Below are 20569 nucleotides of genomic sequence, written 5' to 3'. Positions count from 1 at the left end.
ATTAAGACTGACGTTTATTGATTAGAGCCCGAGCCACGTTTGAGCCATTTGGACGCTTCAAGTATGTACTGATCCCTTCACCCGCCACGACCAGCTTATCTAAATCAATACCGGTGCTGATACCCATGCCATGCAGCATGTATACCACATCTTCAGTCGCAACATTGCCCGTTGCGCCTTTGGCATACGGGCAACCGCCGAGGCCAGCGACGGAAGTATCAAATTCGCTGACACCCATTTGTAATGCAGCCAAAGTATTGCTGAGTGCTTGACCATAAGTGTCATGGAAGTGCCCCGACAGCATCGTGATATCAGCGTATTCAAGCGCTGCTTGTAGGGCGCGCTGTACTTTGAGCGGCGTACCCACACCAATCGTATCAGCAATACCGATCTGCTCTGAGCCAATCTCGACCAATCGCTTAGTGACATAAGTTACTTGGCTAGGATCAATCTCGCCTTCATAGGGACAACCAACCGTACAAGAGATTACGCCGCGCACTTTGATACCCTGCGCTTTTGCTGCCGCAGCCACTGGTGCAAACCGCTCAATACTCTCATCGATACTACAGTTAATATTTTTTTGGCTAAAGGTTTCACTCGCTGAACCAAAGATGACGATTTCATCAGGGCGATGTACGATGGCATTTTTAAAGCCGCGCATATTGGGTACTAATACTGAGTAGCAAATGTCTGTCTGACGCGTAGGCTCAAGTGCGTCAAGCAGCGCACTATTATCGCCCATCTGTGGCACCCACTTCGGTGAGACAAAACTGGTTGCTTCTAGCTTTTCGACACCCGCTGCAATCAGATCATTAATGAGTGCTTGCTTAATAGCGGTCGGCACCGTCATCGATTCGTTTTGCAGTCCATCACGTGGACTGACATCGACGATAGTGACATGCTCTGGATACGAATGGCTCATACTTATTATCCTTCTCTATTCGCTTTCACTATCGATGCGCAATAGCTCATCACCATCAGCGACCAAATCACCTGCTGCAAATAACAACTCTGCTACCACACCATCCGTCGGTGCCGTAATCGTATGTTCAATTTTCATCGCTTCGATGACGGCAAGTGGCTCGCCTTTTTTTACAGTATCGCCAACAGCTACTTTGAATGCAACCACTTGCCCTGGCATTGGTGATTTTAAGCTACCAACTGCTGCGGACTCTTCGCCCACATGTGCCATGATATCAATAAGCGTAATTTCATCACGTCCGCTATCTGTGAATACATAAACTGTCTCATTATTGACCCAGCTTTGGGCACTGATACGGGCACCCTCTAACCATAAGATATGATTGTGCGCGTCACTGCTATCATAGCTGACTTGCCCTTCATAAACTGTTTCGGTCTGAGCAGCTACATTGATATTATCTTGCGTATTCGCGATTTCTTTCTCGATAACAAGCGTAAAGCTACTGAGATTATCGTCGCTCTTCTTGCTGTCAGAGCAACTCGCATTGTGCCAATTGCTGATGCGAGCACTATAGGCTTGCTCATCATAGACCAAGCTAAATGAACGAGTATAGTCGCTATAAGCACGGAAACCCGTTGGCTTGTTGAATGGATCTAAGCTCTGCATAGTCGCTTCGCTCGCAAGCTGCTGCGTAATAGCCGTTACCACAAGCGTCGATAATCCAAGCGGATGCTGATCAAACAGCTTGTCCTGTTCGCGCTCAATCAAGGCTGTATCAAGATTTGCTTTACTAAATGAATCGGTATTCAAAATGTAACGCAAAAATGCCACGTTATTTGGCAGACCTACAATACGCGTCTGTGCCAATGCACGATCTAGTCTAGCTAACGCTTGCTCGCGAGTAGGCGCATGGACGATCAGCTTGGCAATCATAGAGTCGTAGAAAGGACTAATGACATCACCCTCACGTACGCCATCATCGATACGTACATCAGTGCCGTTTTTATCGACGACAAACGTACTGTGCTCAGGCTTTTGATAAGTGAATAACGTCCCTGTCGCTGGCAAGAAATTATTGTCAGGGTTTTCAGCGCAGATACGCGCCTCAATTGCATGACCGTTGATAGCCAGATCATTTTGCGTTTTTGGCAATGGCTGACCCGCAGCAACCAACAGCTGCCACTCGACCAAATCGACACCAGTAATGGCTTCACTAACAGGATGCTCAACTTGCAAGCGCGTGTTCATCTCCATGAAATAAAAATTCATAGAGCCTTCACGCTGCTCAACGATGAACTCAACTGTACCTGCACCAACGTAATCAACCGCACGTGCTGCTTCGATTGCCGCTGTGCCCATTGCTTCACGCATGGCAGTATCGACACCTGGTGCTGGGGCTTCTTCTAATACTTTTTGATGACGGCGCTGTACGGAGCAGTCGCGCTCAAACAGGTGCACGTAATTGCCATGCGTATCACCGAATACTTGGATTTCGATATGACGTGGTTTTAGGGCGTATTTTTCAACCAACACTTGATCATTACCAAAACTAGTAATCGCTTCACGGCGACATGAATCGAGCAGGTCAATAAAATCGCTGCTTTGCTCAACGATACGCATGCCTTTCCCGCCACCACCAGCACTGGCTTTGATCAAGACAGGATAGCCAATACTATCTGCCTGCTGCTGCAAAAACTGGGCATCTTGGTTATCACCATGATAGCCCGGTATCAGTGGTACGCCAGCCGACTCCATCAAGCGTTTGGATTCGGACTTACCGCCCATGGCACGGATAGCATCCGCCGATGGACCGATAAATACTAGACCGGCATCTTGGCAAGCCTGCGCAAAGTCGGCATTCTCACTTAAAAATCCATATCCTGGATGAATCGCTTGGGCACCTGTTTGCTTAGCGATAGCAATAATAGCATCGCCTTTGAGATAACTGTCTTTTGGTGCCGAACCACCCAAATAAATTGCTTCATCACAGATCGCCACGTGCTTGGCGCTACGATCAGCATCAGAATACACCGCGACGGTACTGACGCCAAGACGCTTAGCAGTCGCAGCCACTCGGCAAGCAATTTCACCACGGTTGGCGATTAGAATTTTAGAAAACATAACTATCCCTGTGTCTTGTCGTTGTTATTTGACGTCTTGTCTATTGGCTCATTTATCTATTATTTATCGTTAATCTGCTGTCAGCCAATCAGGTTTACGCTTTTGTAGAAAGGCTTGCACGCCCTCTTTACCTTGTGCCGATGAACGAATATCAGCGATACCTTTGACCGTATCCGTAATCAACTCATCTGTAATAGGCGCACCAGCGACATCGTGTAATAGTTGTTTGCAGGTTTTGACTGCATCTGGACTGTTCTTAACCACTTTGTTACAGAACTCAGCCACTTCATCGCTTAGCCACTCTTCGCTGACACGCTCATGGATAAAACCAAGCTGACGCGCCTTTTTGGCATCAAACACTTCAGCACTTAAGAAATAACGCTGCGAGGCTCTAGCACCTAGCGCTCGGATGACATAAGGGCTGATAGTGGCAGGTGCCAACCCCAAACGCACTTCACTGAGGCAGAAATTAGCAATCTTAACGGCGATAGCCACATCACAAACAGCAACTAAGCCCATACCACCTGCGTATACATCGCCTTGAATAGCTGCGACTGTCGGCTTAGGACATTCATAAATAGTCTTGAGCATTTGCGCCAATTTATCAGCATCCGCTAGATTCTCTTCATAACTGTAATCCGCCATGGCACGCATCCAATTAAGATCAGCACCTGCACAAAATGCCTTACCCGCAGCCGCTAATACAATAACACGCACCTCGCCATCAGCACCAAGGGTGGTGAAAGCATCGGTCAGCTCGGCAATCATCTCATCGTTAAAGGCATTGCGTATCTCAGGACGGTTTAACGTCACGGTAGCGACGTGTTGTTTTATATCGACTAATAGACTTTTATAATTATTAATATCGTTTTGCATGGTTCTCTCTTCTTTTGATCACGATCCGCTATCTTTACTAACGAATACCGTTATTGAATGTCATTAAATAGTTAGCACTGACCCTTGATCTTACATTCTAAAGACACCAAACGTCGTCTCTTCAATTGGCGCGTTGTAAGCGGCGCTTAATCCTAAAGCCAATACATTACGAGTATCAGCAGGATCAATCACGCCGTCATCCCACATGCGCGCGGTGGCATAGTACGGATGGCCTTGCTCTTCGTACATCTCACGAATTGGCGCTTTAAATGCAGCTTCATCCTCCTCACTCCACGACTCACCTTTTCGATCAAAATTATCACGCTTGACCGTTGCCAGTACCGATGCCGCTTGCTCACCGCCCATAACAGAGATACGCGCGTTTGGCCACATCCATAAGAAGCGCGGACTATAAGCGCGGCCACACATGCCGTAGTTACCAGCGCCGAACGAGCCACCAACGATGACCGTGAATTTTGGCACTTTAGCATTGGCCACTGCCATCACCATCTTGGCACCATGACGGGCGATACCTTCGTTCTCGTATTTACGACCAACCATAAAGCCTGTGATGTTTTGCAGGAACACCAACGGTATTTTGCGTTTACAGCATAGCTCGATAAAGTGCGTGCCTTTCTGCGCGGACTCACTAAATAAGATGCCGTTATTGGCAATGATACCTACGGGCATCCCTTCGATATGAGCGAATCCGCACACTAACGTTGTGCCAAAGCGCGCTTTGAACTCATCAAAGGCACTGTCGTCAACGATACGGGCGATAATTTCTCTGATATCAAATGGCTTGCGCTTGTCAGTTGGAATGACACCATATAGCTCTTTGGCATCGTAACGTGGCGGACGCGGTGTGATTTGATTGGGAATATTTTTCGCTGGGCGATTGAGATGGCTGACGATGTTGCGTGCGATCGACAACGCATGCGTATCGTTTTGCGCTAGATGGTCAACCACGCCTGATAAGCGGGTATGCACATCACCGCCGCCCAAATCTTCTGCGGTGACCTCTTCACCAGTCGCTGCTTTGACCAGTGGCGGACCGCCCAAAAAGATCGTACCTTGCTCTTTAACGATAATAGACTCATCGCTCATGGCAGGCACATATGCACCGCCAGCCGTACAGCTGCCCATAACCACAGCAATCTGCGGAATGCCTGCCGCACTCAGGTTGGCTTGGTTAAAGAAGATACGACCGAAGTGCTCCTTATCAGGGAACACATCATCTTGGTTGGGTAAGTTGGCACCACCTGAGTCGACTAGATAGACGCATGGCAAATGGTTTTCTTGCGCAATCTCTTGGGCACGTAGATGCTTTTTGACGGTCATTGGGTAGTATGTGCCCCCTTTTACCGTGGCATCATTACAGACAATCATGCACTCGACCCCATTGATGCGGCCGATACCAGCAATCACACCCGCCGCTGGAATCTCTTCGCCATACATATCATGCGCAGCCATTGGCGCCACTTCTAAAAATGCTGTACCCACATCCAGCAGACGCTCGACCCGCTCGCGTGGTAACAGTTTGCCACGTGCAAGATGCTTGGCACGTGCGCGCTCCGAGCCACCTTGGGCAACTTTACGCAAGTGTATATACAGGTCATCGACGATCTCTTGCATCGCAGCACTGTTTTGCTGAAAATCGCTTGAGTTCGGACTCAGTTTACTGGTTATAGTAGCGCTCATGATATCCCTTTTTCTTTTATACATAGATACGTAATTACGAGTAGCTTGTTATGCGAGTCATTTTTTAGGTGCGCAGTCATTTGTTTAAATATTACTGGCCGCTGTTTGTAATGGCTACTCACATGGTTCATCTTTCATGTTCTAGGGCTGATAAACAAGTTTAGAGCTGATAAATAAGCCTATGACAGCCCTAATTCTTCTTTCATTTGCTCGATGATTTTATACTTTTGGATCTTGCCTGTGATGGTCATCGGATACTCAGTCACAAAGCGATAGTATGCCGGCACTTTATAATGAGCGATATGCTCACTACAGAACTCTCGTACTTCCTCTTCGGTCAAGCAGCCAGGTTCTTTCGGAACAATCCATGCTGCGAGTACTTCGCCATATTTTTCATCTGGTATACCGACGATCTGCACATCGCGAATCTTTGGATGACGATAGAGGTAGTTTTCGATTTCTACCGGATAGATATTCTCGCCACCACGGATGACCATATCTTTACTACGACCGACGATTTTGACATAGCCGTCTTCATCCATTGTCGCCAGATCGCCTGTATGCATCCAACCATCTTGGATGGCTTCACGTGTCTTGAAGCGACTGCCCCAATAGCCTTTCATCACTGAATAGCCACGGGTGAGCAGCTCACCTGTCTCGCCTAACGCTACGATCTCACCCGTTGCGGTATCAACGACTTTTACTTCTAGCGCAGGCTGTACTAGCCCCACGGTCGAGACTTGCTTATCAAGTGGCGTATGCTCATTGGTCTGGCAAGACACGGGGCTGGTCTCTGTCATACCATAGGCAATGGTGACTTCACTCATATGCATATTATCGATGACGCGGCGCATGACCTCAATCGGACAGCTGGACCCTGCCATGATACCTGTGCGTAGCGTCGATAGATCAAATTTTTCGAACTCAGGATGGTCGAGCTCTGCGATAAACATCGTGGGCACGCCATGCAGACCTGTACATCTCTCTTCCTCTACAGCTTGCAATACAGTCAGTGGCTCAAAACCATCATTTGGATAAACGATACAACCACCATGCGTGAGAATCGCTAGGTTGCCAAGTACCATGCCAAAGCAATGATATAGCGGTACAGGGATGCACAGTCTGTCTTCTTCAGTGAGGTTCATCGCCTCACCAATGAAGTAACCATTGTTTAAGATATTGCGGTGACTTAAGGTGGCGCCTTTTGGAGTCCCTGTCGTGCCACTGGTGAACTGTACATTGATAGCATCGGTGTTTTTGAGCTGAGCTTGACGCTCTGCCACTCGTGGATCATTGGCATCACCCTCGCTCATCCATGCCGAGAATTTCTGCATAAAGCCAAAAGTCTCTTCAGACTCTGGCTCATCAATCCAAATGATACGCTCAATCGTTGGAATCTCAACCAAATCAAGCTGAGTATAGTCTTTGTGATAAATCTCAGGACACAGCTCACGGATTAGGCCAGCATAATCACTGGTTTTGAAATGGCGCATAAGTACAAGCGCTGAGCAGCCGAGTTTATTTAGGGCATATTGCAACTCAAAGGTGCGATAGGCAGGATTGATATTGACAAGGATAACGCCGACTTTTGCTGTGGCTAGCTGCATCAGTAGCCATTCAGCATTGTTATGTGACCAGATACCGATACGATCGCCAATCTCAAGCCCCATCTCAATCATACTGCTGGCCAGCTGATTGACTTGCTGTTGTAGCTCACGATATGTCCAGCGGATGTTTTGATGACGAACAACCAATGCTTCGCGATTAGGATATTTAGAGACAACAGCATCAAAAAAGTCGCCGATTGTCGCTTCAATCAGCGGTACATCAGGACCTTTATCATAGCTTTGAGTGAGCGGTGCATTTGCTGAGCGTGCGCCCATATTGATACTAGGAATGTTGTTTAAAATGGCATCGAAGTCAACGCGAGTCGAATCGAAATCGGGAGTTTGAGTCATAACGAGTCCTTTCGTTTTACTTTTTATGTGCTGATTGATCGCTTGTATACAAACCTTCTTCCGTGATGAGGCTGTGCATAGCGTTCAGCTACTATAACGCCATAGGCAAAAGCCTGTCAACAATATCAATACAATATGTATCATTTAATTAGTCATAAAAAATACTTGCTCAGAGAGATATAGCGAAACATAGCATAAAATCATGGCAAATTTTTGACACAAAAAAGCCAGCCCTATTAACCGCTATAGGGCTGGCGCAGTCATAAACGCTGTTTTTAAACGTGCTTATTCAAAGCCAGTTTATTATGATGCTTTAGGAGTAGCAGGTGCTTTTATCGTTACCGTTGCACTAACAGCATCATTGTCATCCAGTAAATCCATAACAAGCTCATCATCACTTTCGGTTTTGACTTGCCAATTGCCAGCCGCTTGTGGCACACCCGTCACCATCACAGAGATCGCTTTGTTTTTTAGGCGAATCATAGGTGGCTTATGATCGTAGCCATCATGCTCATGACCTAAGATATCATCAGCGATAGTCGCAGCCTGCGCGCGCAGCGGTGCGACGTAGCGACACGCGACCCCATTGATAGACATGCAGTCACCAATGGCATAGATATTCGCCGCGTTGGTACGCAGTGTCGCCGCATCGACCACAATACCCGTACGACGATCGAACTCGACGCCAGCCGCAGTCGGCAGTTGAGCGTCAACGGTCAGACCTGTACTGGCAATCACATGATCGACAATTAGCGGCTCAAGCGACTGAGTATCAGTGTTATCTGTATCTGATGATAATGGTGCACAGTCTACTCGCAGCTTATCGTTATCACTGTTATCGCCAACACGAGTAACAGCAGACACTTGATAGCCGCCTAAGAACTGGATGCCTTGTGACTCAACCGCCTTAGCAATACGTGCCGTCGCTTTGGCTGGTAGCATCTGTGACAGCGGTGCGTCATTTAGATCAATGAGCGTTATTTTGTGACCTGCTTTGAGCAAGTCTTCTGCGATTTCTGTTCCCACCATACCAGCACCAACGATTGCAACGTGTTGGCTACCGGTTGCCAGTTGCTCTTGTAGCTGACCGAAACGCTCAATATGATTGACATGCCAGACCAAATCTTGTGGCAAGCTCTTAGGAAAAATAGGATGTGCGCCCATTGCTAGCACCATTTTTTTATAACTGATGGTCGTCGGTGCGTCATCTGAGTGCTTGGTAGCACGCAGTTGTAGGGTTTGGCTCACCGGATCAATATCTGTTACCTCTGTATTGGCCAGCAAGGTTACGTCTGCTGTTTGCGCCGCATCTACGCCCGTCGCCCTTACTAAATCTGATGCGCGTTTGTTTTGGCTGATTGCCATGGTCAGCATCGGTTTGTGATAACGATCACCACTGTCCGCTGTGATCAAAGTGATTGGAATGGCTTTATCTTTGGCACGAATAGCATCAATCACATGCCAGCCTGCTAATCCTGCACCAATGATGACGACACCTGTTTTTGCTGATGCTGGCGACGTTGTAGATAGGTTTTCTGCGCTCATAATAGCTCCAATATAGATAAGGAATTGTTTTAATTATCGATAATAATGGCAGCTATTGTATCAGTAAACAGACATACACTCATCTATCTAGCCACGGGTATTAGTCAATATCGAATTCCATACGATGGGCAGTTGCACGCATGGTGTCACTATCTATTAATTTCTTTACACAGTATAGACTGGCATGGATGCCTGCACTGATCCCCGCTGATGTGACAATACTACAGGTATCATCGCTTGCATCCACAAAGCGCTGCTCAGAGATAACATTAATGTCGGGATATGACGCCAGATTATCCAGATCCATCCAATGAGTAGTTGCTGACCTACCAGCGAGCAAACCTGCCTTTGCTAGTAACAAGGCACCTGTACACACTGAGAGTGTCAGTACTGCCACGTTTGTTTGGGCAATAATCCAATCAATCACTGCCTTATTATGTATTTCTGTTTGTTCAGCACCATAACCACCAGGAACTACCAACACATCAATAGCTGGATGAGTTGCAAAACTATAATCAGGAATAACCTGTAAACCGTTTCTGGCAGAGATCGGTGCTTGATGCTCAGCAATAGTAATAACCTCAAAGTGCTTATCGCTTGCACCGTTCTCCGCCAACGAGAACACCTCAAAAGGCCCAGCAAAGTCCAATACTTCTACTTCATTAAACAGTAATATACCAACGGTTCGCTTGACCATTATAGTGCCCCTCAATTAAGTTGATATCGTTAAGCAATATTCAATCCGTTAATATCGTAATCATTATCTTCATCGATCTTTCTAAGTCGGTTTTTTTAAAGAATGAGTTTAGCCATAGCATCTGCCTTTGCCGTATTACACTGTTGCAGTCCGGCGAGTACACCTGCTCTATTTTCAACTGTTTTGTTTTGACTCAGCTTAAACTGTGCTTGAATGTCTGTAATACTGATGCGAATACCCACAATTGCTCGACAAAGTGCCTGAATATAATTTTCTGGCGCATCATCAAGTGACCACGGAATAGGCTGATTGGCTTCAAAATCTTGAGTGAGTTCCGATAATATTTCCGTCAATACCATAGGGTCGGTCAACAGACTAACTGAGCCTCTGATATGCACACTACGATAGTTCCAAGTCGGCACTTCTTTGTGGGTTATTGCTTTACTTGGGTACCAATTGGGACTGATATAATGACCCGCATCCTGAAATATAATCAGCCATGGTGCATCGAGATTATCATAGTCGTTCAAAGCGTTTACTTTGGCGATGTGACCGTATAGGCAACCGTACTCACTACCATCATCCTGCCAATACATGGGGATATGACAAGCCTCTAGTCCATTCTGTGTTTGTACAACAACAGTCGCTAGAGGTTGCTCTTTGATAAATGCTTTTATCGTATCAAAACGCTCTTCTTTAAATGCTTTAGGAGTAAACATAGCAGGCTCCAAGTCGTTTTTTGAATAACCATAGAAGAGAGAGTAAATACAAAGCGCCCTATCAAAGAGAGCATTTCGCTGTCCTTAATAGGGCGCTTTGTGTAACCATTAATAGTAAAAAGTATATTTGTGGACGTGTCTTTTTACTAGAAGCGGTACTGTTAGTAGCATGACGATTAATAGCATTACGATTGCAAACAGTGCCATCAATAGTCGCAAATCAAAATACGATCAATGATTCAAAATCTTTGATAAAAATTGCTGTGCGCGTTCACTTTTTGCACCTTCAAAGAACTCATCCTTACTACAGTTTTCTACCACATGTCCTTCATCCATAAAGATAATACGGTTGGCAACCTGACTGGCAAAACCCATTTCATGGGTCACGCACATCATAGTCATACCATCACGAGTCAGCTCAACCATCACATCGAGCACTTCTTGAATCATCTCAGGATCAAGCGCGGATGTCGGCTCATCAAAGAGCATCGCCACAGGATCCATAGCCAGTGCACGAGCAATCGCCACACGCTGCTGCTGACCACCAGAGAGCTCGGCTGGATATTTTGCTGCCTGTACCGTCAGACCAACGCGGTCTAGATATGCCATAGCTTTTTGCTTGGCCTCGCTTTCTTTGCGTCCCAATACCTTGATCTGTGCGACGGTCAGATTATCAATAATCGTCAAATGCGGAAACAACTCAAAATGTTGAAACACCATGCCGACACGGCTACGTAACTTGGGTAAATTGGTCTTTGAGTCACCGACAGAGACACCATTGACCATGATTTCCCCTTTTTGAAAAGGCTCAAGTCCATTGACCGTCTTAATCAAGGTTGATTTACCGCTACCTGATGGGCCACAAACCACGACCACATCACCTTTATGTACATGTGCGGTACACTCCTTCAGTACCTGAAAGTCTCCATACCATTTACTGACATTGGACATTTGAATGACCATCTCATCACTAGCATGACCATTGTTGGTGACCAGTCCGCCAAAGGCATTTAAGTATGTATCCGCTGTGTTCATCACTGGCTCCTAACCACGTTATTTTTGATAACTGTTATTTAAGACGTCATCATCTAAAAAATCACATCAAGTACCACATCAGAACCGCAGACGCTTTTGAATACGCTGCACCCCAATAGAGGCACTCAAGCTAATCACAAAATAGACAGCACCAGCACCTAAGATATAAGGTGTGAGTAATCCCATAAGCTCACCGCGAACGTATGCGGCACGGAAAAAGTCTGTCAAACCAATCGCAAATACCAGTGTGGTATCTTGGAATAGAATAATACACTGCTGCAAAATCAGTGGCAGCATCTTACGAAAGGCTTGCGGCAAAATAACCAGACTCATGGTTTGTCTATATGTCATGCCTAGTGCTTTGGCAGCATTGACCTGTCCGCTGCCAATCGATTGGATACCAGCACGTACCACTTCTGAGAAGTAAGCAGCCTCAAACATCATAAAGGCAACCACACAAGACGCAAAAGCAGCATCAAGTTGCAAGTACTTGCCTGTTACCCCCAGATAAATCATCGGTACCGCAAAATAAAACCACAGTAGGACAAGTAGCAGTGGTACAGAACGGAAGTAATTGACGTATAGCTTCGCTGGAATCTCAAGCGCTTTGATGCCTGATAAGCGCATCAATGCCAATACAGTTCCTAGACTGATACCACCCAAAATAGCCAAAAACAGCACTTTTAAGGTGGTGATCATGCCGCCCATCAAACCAGGATAGGCGGTTGCCAATTCGGTCATATTCATTTCTGACCTCCTGCAATGAGTCCAGGCACGCGCAATTTACGCTCAATCAGTCCCATAATAGCAATCAAGGACAGATTGAAAACCAAGTAGATAATCGTCGCATAGGTATAAATCTCAATGCTGTTTTGGGTGTACTCGCTGATGGTTTTGGTTTGACTAATCAGCTCCATCACCCCAACAAGCGAGGCCACGGATGCGTTTTTAAAGCAGTTGGTCAGCTCAGAGCTGAGCGGCGGTAAAATAATACGAAAGGCTTGCGGCAGTAGTACTTCTTTGTAGACTTGCGGAATACTAAACCCTAGTGCATAAGCTGCATTGATCTGCCCATCAGGCAGCGACTCAATACCTGTACGTACCTGCTCAACGATACGAGCAGCGGTAAATAGACCCAGACCGATACTGGCTGATAGCATGGCTGAGGTATTCGGAGACAGCTCCTTGTACCACCATTCTTGTATCGTTGGCGTGAGCCAGCCAGGTGCAATATAAAACCAAAAGAACAACTGGACTAATAGTGGAATATTACGAAAAAACGTCACATATGCCGTACCAATGGTACGAGCAGTCTTATTGGGCAGCGTACGCATGATACCAAAGATGGTACCGACGACCATAGCGATGGTCCAGGCAATACTACCAATCAATAGCAGCCAGCCTAGACCAGTAATCATCCAATGGATATAAAGCTCGTTACCGATACCAGTCTGCTCAAAGAGCACACCCCAGTTCCAGCTATAATTCATGGTTGTCTCTCCGAGCAGCGATTGATAAGCCTAAACGTCACAGGCAGCATCACAAGCTATCTGAGCGTATAGGCAAGCTATATTGAGGGACAATGAGCGTTACTGAGCCGTTGCAACTTTTGGCTGAGCGCTGTCATGTGGATTGGCAATCAACGCTTTTAGGTTGTCTGACATCTCAAAGTTTAGATTGACGTTCTTTGGCGGGATTGGGTTCAAGAACCATTTGTCATAAATGCTATTGATTTCGCCTGAGCTAAAGACATTGGTCAATGCTTCATCAACCACTGCTTTGAATTCAGGATCGTCTTTACGCATCATACAACCGTAAATCTCAAACGACTGTGGCTCACCAACGATAACCCACTCATCAGGATTTTTTGCTTTGGCTTGTTCACCAGCGAGCAGTACATCGTCCATCATAAAGGCATCAGCGCGGCCGTTTTCTAGCATCAAGAAAGCTTCGCCATGATCTTTTGCTGAGATGATATTGGTATCCATTTGATTGTCATCATTGTACTGACGAATATAGCGCTCTGACGTCGTACCTGCCGTGGTCACCAAAGTCTGACCTTTTAGGTCTTCAAAGTCTTGAATGCCAGAGTCTTTTTTGGTCAATAAGCGTGTACCAATTTCAAAGAAACCGTTAGAGAATGCCACTTGTTTTTGGCGCTCTTCGTTATTGGTGGTTGAGCCACACTCAAAATCTACCGTACCGTTTTGTACCAGTGGGATACGGGTTTGTGAGGTCACCAAGTTATAACGAATGTTGAGGTCTGGCATGTTTAGCTTTTGCTTGACGGCTTCGACTACCTTCATTTCTAGGTCATGTGCATAACCGATAGGCTGGTTAGGGTCATCAGCAATATAAGAAAACGGGATAGAGGAGTCACGGTGACCGACAACGATGGTACCCGAGTCTTTGATTTTTTGTAGCGTACCATTCATGGTTTCTGTCGCGGTTGCATCATCTGCTGGCGCTTCAGTGCTCGTGTCGCTGCTGTTGCTACAACCCGCTAAGCCAAGTACCATAAAGGCTGCCAAAGTCAACGGTTTAGAAAATGAGTAGGTCATGAAATACATCCTTTTATCACAAGATTAATGAGTGCTTGGACGACATAGGTCTAATTGGACGACCTAACTGCGCCGCATCCGTACGGTTGTTGCTGTTGTTTATCACAATGCAATTTAATGTTACTGTACAACAAAATTGCACTCGATGGTGAATTTTTTTCGAGAGAATCTATATCTATACTTTGGTTAAACGCCAGTGATTTACTGCTTCTATAAGGTTATAAACTCGAACCAATAAAGGCTATATAGACTGTGATCAATAAAAGCTTGTATAGATATAGACTTATTATTTAGACCGTTTATCGGCTTTTGCTATTCAAGCTGGTCATCGCAGTATGATAAATACAATTGATAAATCGGTAGCAATCCCCATAAAGCAAACAACTTCCTTATACTACAAATGACTTATGACACAAGATATCCAAGTCCCAAATACGGACAGCCAAACTACTGACACTCATGGTAGTAACGACATTCGCCAACGTTTCTTTATTGAAGACTCTCCAGTGCGCGGCGACGTCGTGCGCCTATCACGCAGCTATGCAAGCACCATTGCTCAAAAGCCCTATCCCGAAGCCATCAAACGCTTGTTGGGTGAGATGTTGACGGCCGCAAGTTTGCTAATCAGTACAGTCAAAATCAACGGTCGCTTATCTATTCAATTGCAGTCGTCAGACAGTGACAGCCTACTGAACTGGGCAATGGCAGAATGCGATCAAGACGGTATCATCCGTGCGCTTGCCAGCTGGAAAGGTGAGACAGATGAGCAAGTACAAGCGTGGGACAATATGACTCATGCCAAAGACGCCTTTGCTGAGCTGGGCGCGATGGGGCAAGGCGTATTGTTTATCAATATCCAACCTGATGGCGGTGAGCCGTACCAAGGTATCGTTGAGCGTAGCCATGACAACCTGGCAGACTGCTTGGCGCATTATCAAAAGCAATCGGCACAGATTCCGACATTGATCAACTTGGCATCTGATGGCCTACAAGCGGGTGGTATATTGGTACAGATGCTACCGCGTACTGCTGAAGAAACATCTGAAGTTGAGCAAAACCAAGATGCCGGTATCGATGATGACTTATGGACTCGTCTGAGCGTGCTGACGCGTACGGTTAAGGCGGAAGAGTTGACGACGCTGGATGCCAATGAGATACTCTATCGCTTATATCATGAAGAAAACATCGTCGCCCCTGAGCCTGCTCCCCTAGCCTTTGGGTGTACCTGCTCACGCGAAAAATGCGAGATGGCAATCGAGCAAATCGGTGAGGCAGAAGCGTTAGATATTATCGATGAGCAAGGCGGCACGTTTGAGATGGATTGCGGATTCTGCGGTGAAATCTATACCTTTGATAAAGATGATGTAGCAGCAATATTTGCTGAGTAGGTTTTCTTACCTACTATAAATCAGTATTCATAAAAAAACCCTCAAGCGTCATGCTTGAGGGGTTTTTATTTTTAGAACTTTGAAAGTATATGACTGCTTTTACGTTGAATTACCTTTAGTCTTGATGCCATTTTTTCATATAATCAATCGCCATGGTATTGATTGCCTGCCAGTCAGCTAAATGTTTTTTTGAAAACTGAAGTCTTACATAGTTATTGTACTCAGGGTACATATACTCCATTTGGCACATTCTATCCTGGTCTTCATTAACTGTAGGCATACAGCGAATCATGAAAGGTGAGTTTAGATAGATATTTCCTATATAGTATATAAAGGGATTGTCGCCTGATCCGATATATGCTTCTAGTTCATAAGCATCTTTATCAACATCTCTACTCTCTTCATGCTTGATATTTTCTATTCTAGTCGGTATATCAGCACCTTCAATTTTCGAGTTTTTAGCTGCCCAGTAAAACTCTATAATATTATTGTCATAATCAAAGACATTTGGATTTTTATCACTATTATTAAGGCCACGACCGCTAGGCCAAAAGAAATAACCATGACCCATATCCGCCTCAAAACTGGCATAACTACCCGTATCTGGTCTGACAATATGGTTTAAGGGAATGAGATAATTGTCACCATCTACATCTACTTTAATTTGAGCGTTAGGGTCATGTACATTTGGCTTGGCACAACTAGTGACTATAAGCGCACCGCCTAGTAGCAAGAACAAATTTCTCAATAAGCCTTTCTTGAATGATAAAAACGTCATTGCGCAGTACACATAACGCAGATAACTCGAAATGATCCTCACTGTTCTCTACACCGCCACAGCCAAACTTCTAGGATAAGAATGTATGCGAGGACGTCCGGCATAGTCACTTCGACCGTTGTCGAACAGCCATTCAACGACTTGCTCACGCACCCGTCTACTATGAATTAAGTTCATATGGTTCACACCATAAAATATCGCTTTGTGACCATCTGGCACAAACAAAGCATGCTCAGCATCATCCTCACCCAGCGCTGATGCCACCGAGACCAGACTATCACCTAGCAGATCGGTCACTTTAGAATCATAATGCGTCTCGAGCAAAGCACTAGCGACAAAGTAGGTTTTAATCCCGCTTGGCAGACGCGCAGGATGGCGGAAATCTTGTGGTAATACACTGCGTCCCTCTAATGCCTGCCAGTCAGCATCACGAATACTGCCGTGACGTAGATCAATGATGCCAGCACTACGCATGTCACCGAGTTTGGCAAGTGAGCCTGCAAATGGCAACTTGGCAATGATGTCCTGTACATAATTACCGATACGCTCAAGCACTGCCCCGTGATGCGGTGAACCTAGGGTGATGAGATTACCCACGCGCTTTATCCAGCCCAAGCGCTCTTGCTCACCATAAAACAGCGCACTACGGGAAACTAATCCACCCATACTGTGACCAACCAAATCTATCTGACTGATATCTGGGTTATCATCGACCAAGTCCTGTAGTAGCTGAGAGAACTTATGACCGCTACGTGAGATACGTCGCCCTGTATTGTAATCTAAGTACAGCACGGTAGTATCAGGCTGACTGACATGTACCGCATCCCCTAGGTTGTTATTTTCTTGTGCATGCCAGCTCAAATGGCTCATACACAAACCATGGCAAAAGATAACGATACGTCCAGATAGCACCTCTTCTTGGGGACTGCCATCTTTGTTGTATAACATCATCGGAACAGCGAGTGCGTTTTGATTGTTGACCAAATGATCGCCCATGACGCCGTTGATGACATTGACCAATTTTTTTAATGAGTCAGGTAATGGTTGAGCCGTTTTTTGGACGATGAAGTTTTTGTATATTCGTAGGACAGAGGCTAGATTATTACCGACCATTAGCATGATATGGCGTATCGTGCCATAGATGCGTCCAGTAAAACCACGCTGCCACTTATTTAAATGTTTATCATTGAATCGCCCCATCGGACGCAAGATAACCTCACGGTGGATAGCCTCAACTATTTCAGTGATCTCGACCACACCCATGGTTGCAAGCTGCGCCAACCCTTCAAAAAAATCTGCCAAAGAGACAGGTTTTTTGACGGCTTCGTTGCCGTCGTCTGTGTCTGCTAATAACTTGACCAGCTCATCCATATCGATTGCTTCGAGCTGATCTATCTGCTCATACCAATCACTATGCAGCGGTACGCTAGCATCTGAGAAAAAATGCGCATCAAGTTCATGGTGATTGCGAGTATAATTGCTATCATTTTGAGCGCTACTGTCACTAACACTAGGGTTATAAAACAAATTTTGGCTGCTCATAATATTGACACATTTAGCGATAAGGATAGTTTTCCATACTATCCTTTAACTGTCGCAAATAGAAGCGAATGATTTGATTTCAGCGTCCATTAGTGACCAAAAGAGAGATATAGATGATAAACGGTGGCTTTGTCATCATAAAAGCGTTATTCAGCATATACACCCAAACAAAAATCCCAAGCCATGACTTGGGATTTTTTATATAGTTCTAGTACTTTTGTCTATACGATAGACCATTATTTATCTGACTGTTCTATCTGATTGTTTTGCATCACTGTTTTCGCTTATTGCGCCGAGCTATCTGTCTCATCGAATGATTCTGCCAGTATGACATCACCATCATCACGTGTGATCATTACAGTCGCGGAACGAGGAATATTGCCACCAGCCACCGCACCCCACGTATTGCCTGGATGCTGAATATTAATAAACAAGGTTTTGAAATCTGGTGCCATAGTAATGCCTGTGACTTCACAGCCCTCAGGACCGACAAAAAAACGTTTGATATTGTCATTACTGGCAGATGTGCCCACTCGGGTTGACTGCCCTGCTGATGTGGTGGTCATCGATCCATCACTGACCTCACCCGGTAGTGCGGCCAGCAGCATGCAGCTACTGGTATCAGTATAAGCGCCATCATCTGTCTGAATCCATAAGACGCCGCGTGGATCAAAATACAAGCCATCAGGTGAAGAAAAATCGTTGTTGTCATTCAGCCCAGATAGGTTTTCTGCTGACAGATCATTTGGCGCACCAAACAGATAGATATCCCACTCAAAGCTCGTTGCAGCATGATCGCCACCCGCTTCTGCCCAGCGAATGATATGACCATTGTCATTGCCATCATTATTATAACTGCGAGGATTAGATGCTGAGACAGGCTGATCATCGCGCACACCGCGATATTTATTATTGGTCAATGTCACATAGACATCGCCTGTCATCGGACTGACCGATACCCATTCAGGTCGATCCATCTTAGTAGCGTTCAGCGCGTCAGCAGCCGCGCGAGCAAATACGAGCACCTCATCTTGTCCGTTAAACGGTAATACGCTGTTAGACACATCTAAACCGTTTCGACCATGAACCAGTGCTTTCCATTCGCCGCTACCATCTTCATTGAAGATCGCGACGTATAGCGTCCCGTCATTGAGATACTTATCACCTGCTGCTAATCCACCACCGATATCTGAGTTTGACCAGACTGCTGTAGATACAAATTTATAGATATACTCGCCGCGCGCATCATCACCCATATAGAACACCACTGGCTTGCCTTGCTCTACAGGGGCATAGGCACAGTTTTCGTGAGCGAAACGGCCTAGGGCAGTACGTTTTTGCGGTACAGAGTTTTGGTCAAATGGGTCAATCTCGGTAATATAACCAAAAGTGTTGAAACCATAGCGATAATCCTCAGCGGCGCTGGCACCGACGGCCGTCATATCCCAGCGTGAGAACTCGTCTGTTATCTTAGCGTCATTTGCATCTGGGGTATGCCATAGATACTCCCAGCCTGGGAAGTCCTCTGTCGCACCATAGCGCTCACGACCGTAATTATCACCAGTACTCAATTGGCTGGCATCTTGTCCACGGGCGAACACTCCCAAAAAGTTCTCTTCGGTAGTCAGATAAGTACCCCAAGGTGACAGTCCTGCACCGCAGTTGTTGTTGATACCGCGAGTCTGAAAGCCTGTTGGATCAAACTTGGTTTTGACCAGATCAGAGCCTGCTACAGGACCTGCTAATTGCGCAGTCGTACTACTGGTAATACGGCGGTTGTATTTTGAGTTTGCTACCATCTCATAGCCGTTGCCATCCGCACGGCGAGTGAGCTCAACCACTGAGACACCATGACAGTTAACCTCGCGGCGCACGTCGCTTGCAAGACGTCGGTTTTTGAAGATAGGTGCCGCATCATTATCCTGAGTGACATAATAGCCAAAAGGACTGAGCTCACTGCTGTTGACGTATTCGTGGTTCATGACCAATAGGCTATTTTCTGAAGCTTTGGCGTCATAGGCATTGCCTTTTTTGCCAAAGAACCACATCCCGTCGTGGTTATCGCCCATGCGCCACTCAAATGATTCGGCAGACTGTTCGCGGTTGTCTTTCCAATCCTCAATACCCGACATAAGCGGTGTGCCAAGCGGCAAGATCATCTCAGCGGTGTAGCCTGCTGCTACCGTCATAGTATTCGCAGTTGAGTGCGCGACTGCCTCAAACTTCAACGTATCCGGACGACTCAAATCCCCTTGTGCAGGGATAGCGGCGTTATTGTCACTGCCTATAATATTACCGTCGTCATCATCACTACAACCAACCAATGGTAGTGCGCCAAAAAACGCAGCAGCCGTCAATCCTGTGCCTCCTTTTAGGATGCTTCGGCGGTTCAATCGACGATTAATAATCGTCTGAAAGTCAGTATTGTTAGTAGGGTTTGAGTCTTCAACCACTTCGTGGGCAAGCGTTCGCTCATTGTTCAATAATGTCATTATCAGTCACCTTGCTATTAGGCTAGATTGGCGGAGGGTGGGTCGCGGCGTTGCAATTACAACCACAAAAATACGAATTCCGCTTAAGTCTACTGATCCTTTATGACAGCACGCTGAACGATAGATGACAAAATAATGACAATTGTCGGCTCGATGACAACTAAGAACAATTGAGCCAATAAGAACCATCAAGCAGATAAAATAGTGTAATAATCAGGCTTAATATAAAGAGCA

At 45.9% G+C, this 20569-nt stretch carries 16 protein-coding genes; 1 reads left to right on the top strand and 15 read right to left on the bottom strand.

The window, feature by feature from the left end; all coding sequences use genetic code 11:
• Position 1: 1 nt before the first annotated feature.
• The 12 genes from AC5JPY_RS09760 to AC5JPY_RS09705 form a co-directional block, all read right to left on the bottom strand.
• Positions 2 to 922, bottom strand: coding sequence for a hydroxymethylglutaryl-CoA lyase (locus tag AC5JPY_RS09760; protein ID WP_493852388.1), 921 nt, complete (start codon positions 920 to 922; stop codon positions 2 to 4).
• 15 nt (positions 923 to 937) lie between these two features.
• Positions 938 to 3043 carry an acetyl/propionyl/methylcrotonyl-CoA carboxylase subunit alpha gene (locus AC5JPY_RS09755; protein WP_493852387.1) on the bottom strand — a complete coding sequence of 702 codons (2106 nt, stop codon included), beginning with the start codon at positions 3041 to 3043 and terminating at the stop codon, positions 938 to 940.
• Between the two features lie 69 nt (positions 3044 to 3112).
• Positions 3113 to 3919 carry an enoyl-CoA hydratase/isomerase family protein gene (locus AC5JPY_RS09750; protein WP_493852386.1) on the bottom strand — a complete coding sequence of 269 codons (807 nt, stop codon included), beginning with the start codon at positions 3917 to 3919 and terminating at the stop codon, positions 3113 to 3115.
• A 90-nt stretch (positions 3920 to 4009) separates the two neighbouring features.
• Positions 4010 to 5620 carry a carboxyl transferase domain-containing protein gene (locus AC5JPY_RS09745; protein WP_493852385.1) on the bottom strand — a complete coding sequence of 537 codons (1611 nt, stop codon included), beginning with the start codon at positions 5618 to 5620 and terminating at the stop codon, positions 4010 to 4012.
• A gap of 179 nt (positions 5621 to 5799) precedes the next feature.
• The gene (locus AC5JPY_RS09740; protein ID WP_493852384.1) at positions 5800 to 7578 is read right to left on the bottom strand and encodes an AMP-binding protein; all 1779 of its coding nucleotides are present in this window, start codon (positions 7576 to 7578) and stop codon (positions 5800 to 5802) included.
• 303 nt (positions 7579 to 7881) lie between these two features.
• The gene (locus tag AC5JPY_RS09735) at positions 7882 to 9123 is read right to left on the bottom strand and encodes an FAD-dependent oxidoreductase (protein ID WP_493852383.1); all 1242 of its coding nucleotides are present in this window, start codon (positions 9121 to 9123) and stop codon (positions 7882 to 7884) included.
• A gap of 100 nt (positions 9124 to 9223) precedes the next feature.
• Positions 9224 to 9820: a DJ-1/PfpI family protein gene (locus tag AC5JPY_RS09730; RefSeq protein WP_319051086.1), complete on the bottom strand. Its 597-nt coding sequence runs from the start codon at positions 9818 to 9820 to the stop codon at positions 9224 to 9226.
• A 95-nt stretch (positions 9821 to 9915) separates the two neighbouring features.
• Positions 9916 to 10539 (bottom strand): FMN-binding negative transcriptional regulator, encoded by a 624-nt coding sequence (locus tag AC5JPY_RS09725; protein WP_493852382.1) that lies wholly within the window; start codon positions 10537 to 10539, stop codon positions 9916 to 9918.
• A 231-nt stretch (positions 10540 to 10770) separates the two neighbouring features.
• Positions 10771 to 11502: an amino acid ABC transporter ATP-binding protein gene (locus tag AC5JPY_RS09720; protein ID WP_319051235.1), complete on the bottom strand. Its 732-nt coding sequence runs from the start codon at positions 11500 to 11502 to the stop codon at positions 10771 to 10773.
• 150 nt (positions 11503 to 11652) lie between these two features.
• Complete coding sequence (locus AC5JPY_RS09715) at positions 11653 to 12321, bottom strand: ABC transporter permease subunit (protein ID WP_319051088.1); 669 nt, start codon at positions 12319 to 12321, stop codon at positions 11653 to 11655.
• Positions 12318 to 13064 carry an amino acid ABC transporter permease gene (locus tag AC5JPY_RS09710; protein ID WP_319051089.1) on the bottom strand — a complete coding sequence of 249 codons (747 nt, stop codon included), beginning with the start codon at positions 13062 to 13064 and terminating at the stop codon, positions 12318 to 12320. The genes AC5JPY_RS09715 and AC5JPY_RS09710 overlap by 4 nt, the downstream gene beginning before the upstream one ends.
• A 99-nt stretch (positions 13065 to 13163) precedes the next feature.
• Positions 13164 to 14135, bottom strand: a complete 972-nt coding sequence (locus AC5JPY_RS09705) for a glutamate/aspartate ABC transporter substrate-binding protein (RefSeq protein WP_443525399.1) — start codon at positions 14133 to 14135, stop codon at positions 13164 to 13166.
• Between the two features lie 407 nt (positions 14136 to 14542).
• On the opposite strand from AC5JPY_RS09705, the gene hslO reads away from it, so the two are divergent.
• Positions 14543 to 15523 carry an Hsp33 family molecular chaperone HslO gene (gene hslO / locus AC5JPY_RS09700; RefSeq protein WP_443525397.1) on the top strand — a complete coding sequence of 327 codons (981 nt, stop codon included), beginning with the start codon at positions 14543 to 14545 and terminating at the stop codon, positions 15521 to 15523.
• A 115-nt stretch (positions 15524 to 15638) separates the two neighbouring features.
• Here the strand turns inward: hslO and AC5JPY_RS09695 are convergent, their stop codons facing one another.
• The 3 genes from AC5JPY_RS09695 to AC5JPY_RS09685 form a co-directional block, all read right to left on the bottom strand.
• Positions 15639 to 16301 carry a hypothetical protein gene (locus AC5JPY_RS09695; protein WP_443525395.1) on the bottom strand — a complete coding sequence of 221 codons (663 nt, stop codon included), beginning with the start codon at positions 16299 to 16301 and terminating at the stop codon, positions 15639 to 15641.
• Positions 16302 to 16349: 48 nt separating this feature from the next.
• Positions 16350 to 17843 carry an esterase/lipase family protein gene (locus AC5JPY_RS09690; protein ID WP_443525393.1) on the bottom strand — a complete coding sequence of 498 codons (1494 nt, stop codon included), beginning with the start codon at positions 17841 to 17843 and terminating at the stop codon, positions 16350 to 16352.
• A 284-nt stretch (positions 17844 to 18127) separates the two neighbouring features.
• A complete protein-coding gene (locus tag AC5JPY_RS09685; RefSeq protein WP_443525391.1) occupies positions 18128 to 20335 on the bottom strand; it encodes a PhoX family protein in 2208 nt (735 codons plus the stop codon).
• Between the last annotated feature and the right edge of the window lie 234 nt (positions 20336 to 20569).

This window comes from Psychrobacter sp. H27 (assembly GCF_059072655.1).
The sequence above is the reverse complement of the archived record's forward strand: the minus strand, read 5'-3'. Positions and strand labels throughout refer to the sequence as shown.

Bases quoted from the DNA above. Each gene is read 5' to 3' on its own strand.
- AC5JPY_RS09725 (WP_493852382.1), bottom strand. From the start codon at position 10,539: ATGTTTACTCCTAAAGCATTTAAAGAAGAGCGTTTTGATACGATAAAA.
- AC5JPY_RS09745 (WP_493852385.1), bottom strand. From the start codon at position 5,620: ATGAGCGCTACTATAACCAGTAAACTGAGTCCGAACTCAAGCGATTTT.
- AC5JPY_RS09690 (WP_443525393.1), bottom strand. From the start codon at position 17,843: ATGAGCAGCCAAAATTTGTTTTATAACCCTAGTGTTAGTGACAGTAGC.
- AC5JPY_RS09695 (WP_443525395.1), bottom strand. From the start codon at position 16,301: ATGACGTTTTTATCATTCAAGAAAGGCTTATTGAGAAATTTGTTCTTG.
- AC5JPY_RS09755 (WP_493852387.1), bottom strand. From the start codon at position 3,043: ATGTTTTCTAAAATTCTAATCGCCAACCGTGGTGAAATTGCTTGCCGA.
- AC5JPY_RS09730 (WP_319051086.1), bottom strand. From the start codon at position 9,820: ATGGTCAAGCGAACCGTTGGTATATTACTGTTTAATGAAGTAGAAGTA.
- AC5JPY_RS09715 (WP_319051088.1), bottom strand. From the start codon at position 12,321: ATGAATATGACCGAATTGGCAACCGCCTATCCTGGTTTGATGGGCGGC.
- AC5JPY_RS09735 (WP_493852383.1), bottom strand. From the start codon at position 9,123: ATGAGCGCAGAAAACCTATCTACAACGTCGCCAGCATCAGCAAAAACA.
- AC5JPY_RS09720 (WP_319051235.1), bottom strand. From the start codon at position 11,502: ATGGTCATTCAAATGTCCAATGTCAGTAAATGGTATGGAGACTTTCAG.
- AC5JPY_RS09760 (WP_493852388.1), bottom strand. From the start codon at position 922: ATGAGCCATTCGTATCCAGAGCATGTCACTATCGTCGATGTCAGTCCA.
- AC5JPY_RS09750 (WP_493852386.1), bottom strand. From the start codon at position 3,919: ATGCAAAACGATATTAATAATTATAAAAGTCTATTAGTCGATATAAAA.
- hslO (WP_443525397.1), top strand. From the start codon at position 14,543: ATGACACAAGATATCCAAGTCCCAAATACGGACAGCCAAACTACTGAC.
- AC5JPY_RS09705 (WP_443525399.1), bottom strand. From the start codon at position 14,135: ATGACCTACTCATTTTCTAAACCGTTGACTTTGGCAGCCTTTATGGTA.
- AC5JPY_RS09685 (WP_443525391.1), bottom strand. From the start codon at position 20,335: ATGACATTATTGAACAATGAGCGAACGCTTGCCCACGAAGTGGTTGAA.
- AC5JPY_RS09740 (WP_493852384.1), bottom strand. From the start codon at position 7,578: ATGACTCAAACTCCCGATTTCGATTCGACTCGCGTTGACTTCGATGCC.
- AC5JPY_RS09710 (WP_319051089.1), bottom strand. From the start codon at position 13,064: ATGAATTATAGCTGGAACTGGGGTGTGCTCTTTGAGCAGACTGGTATC.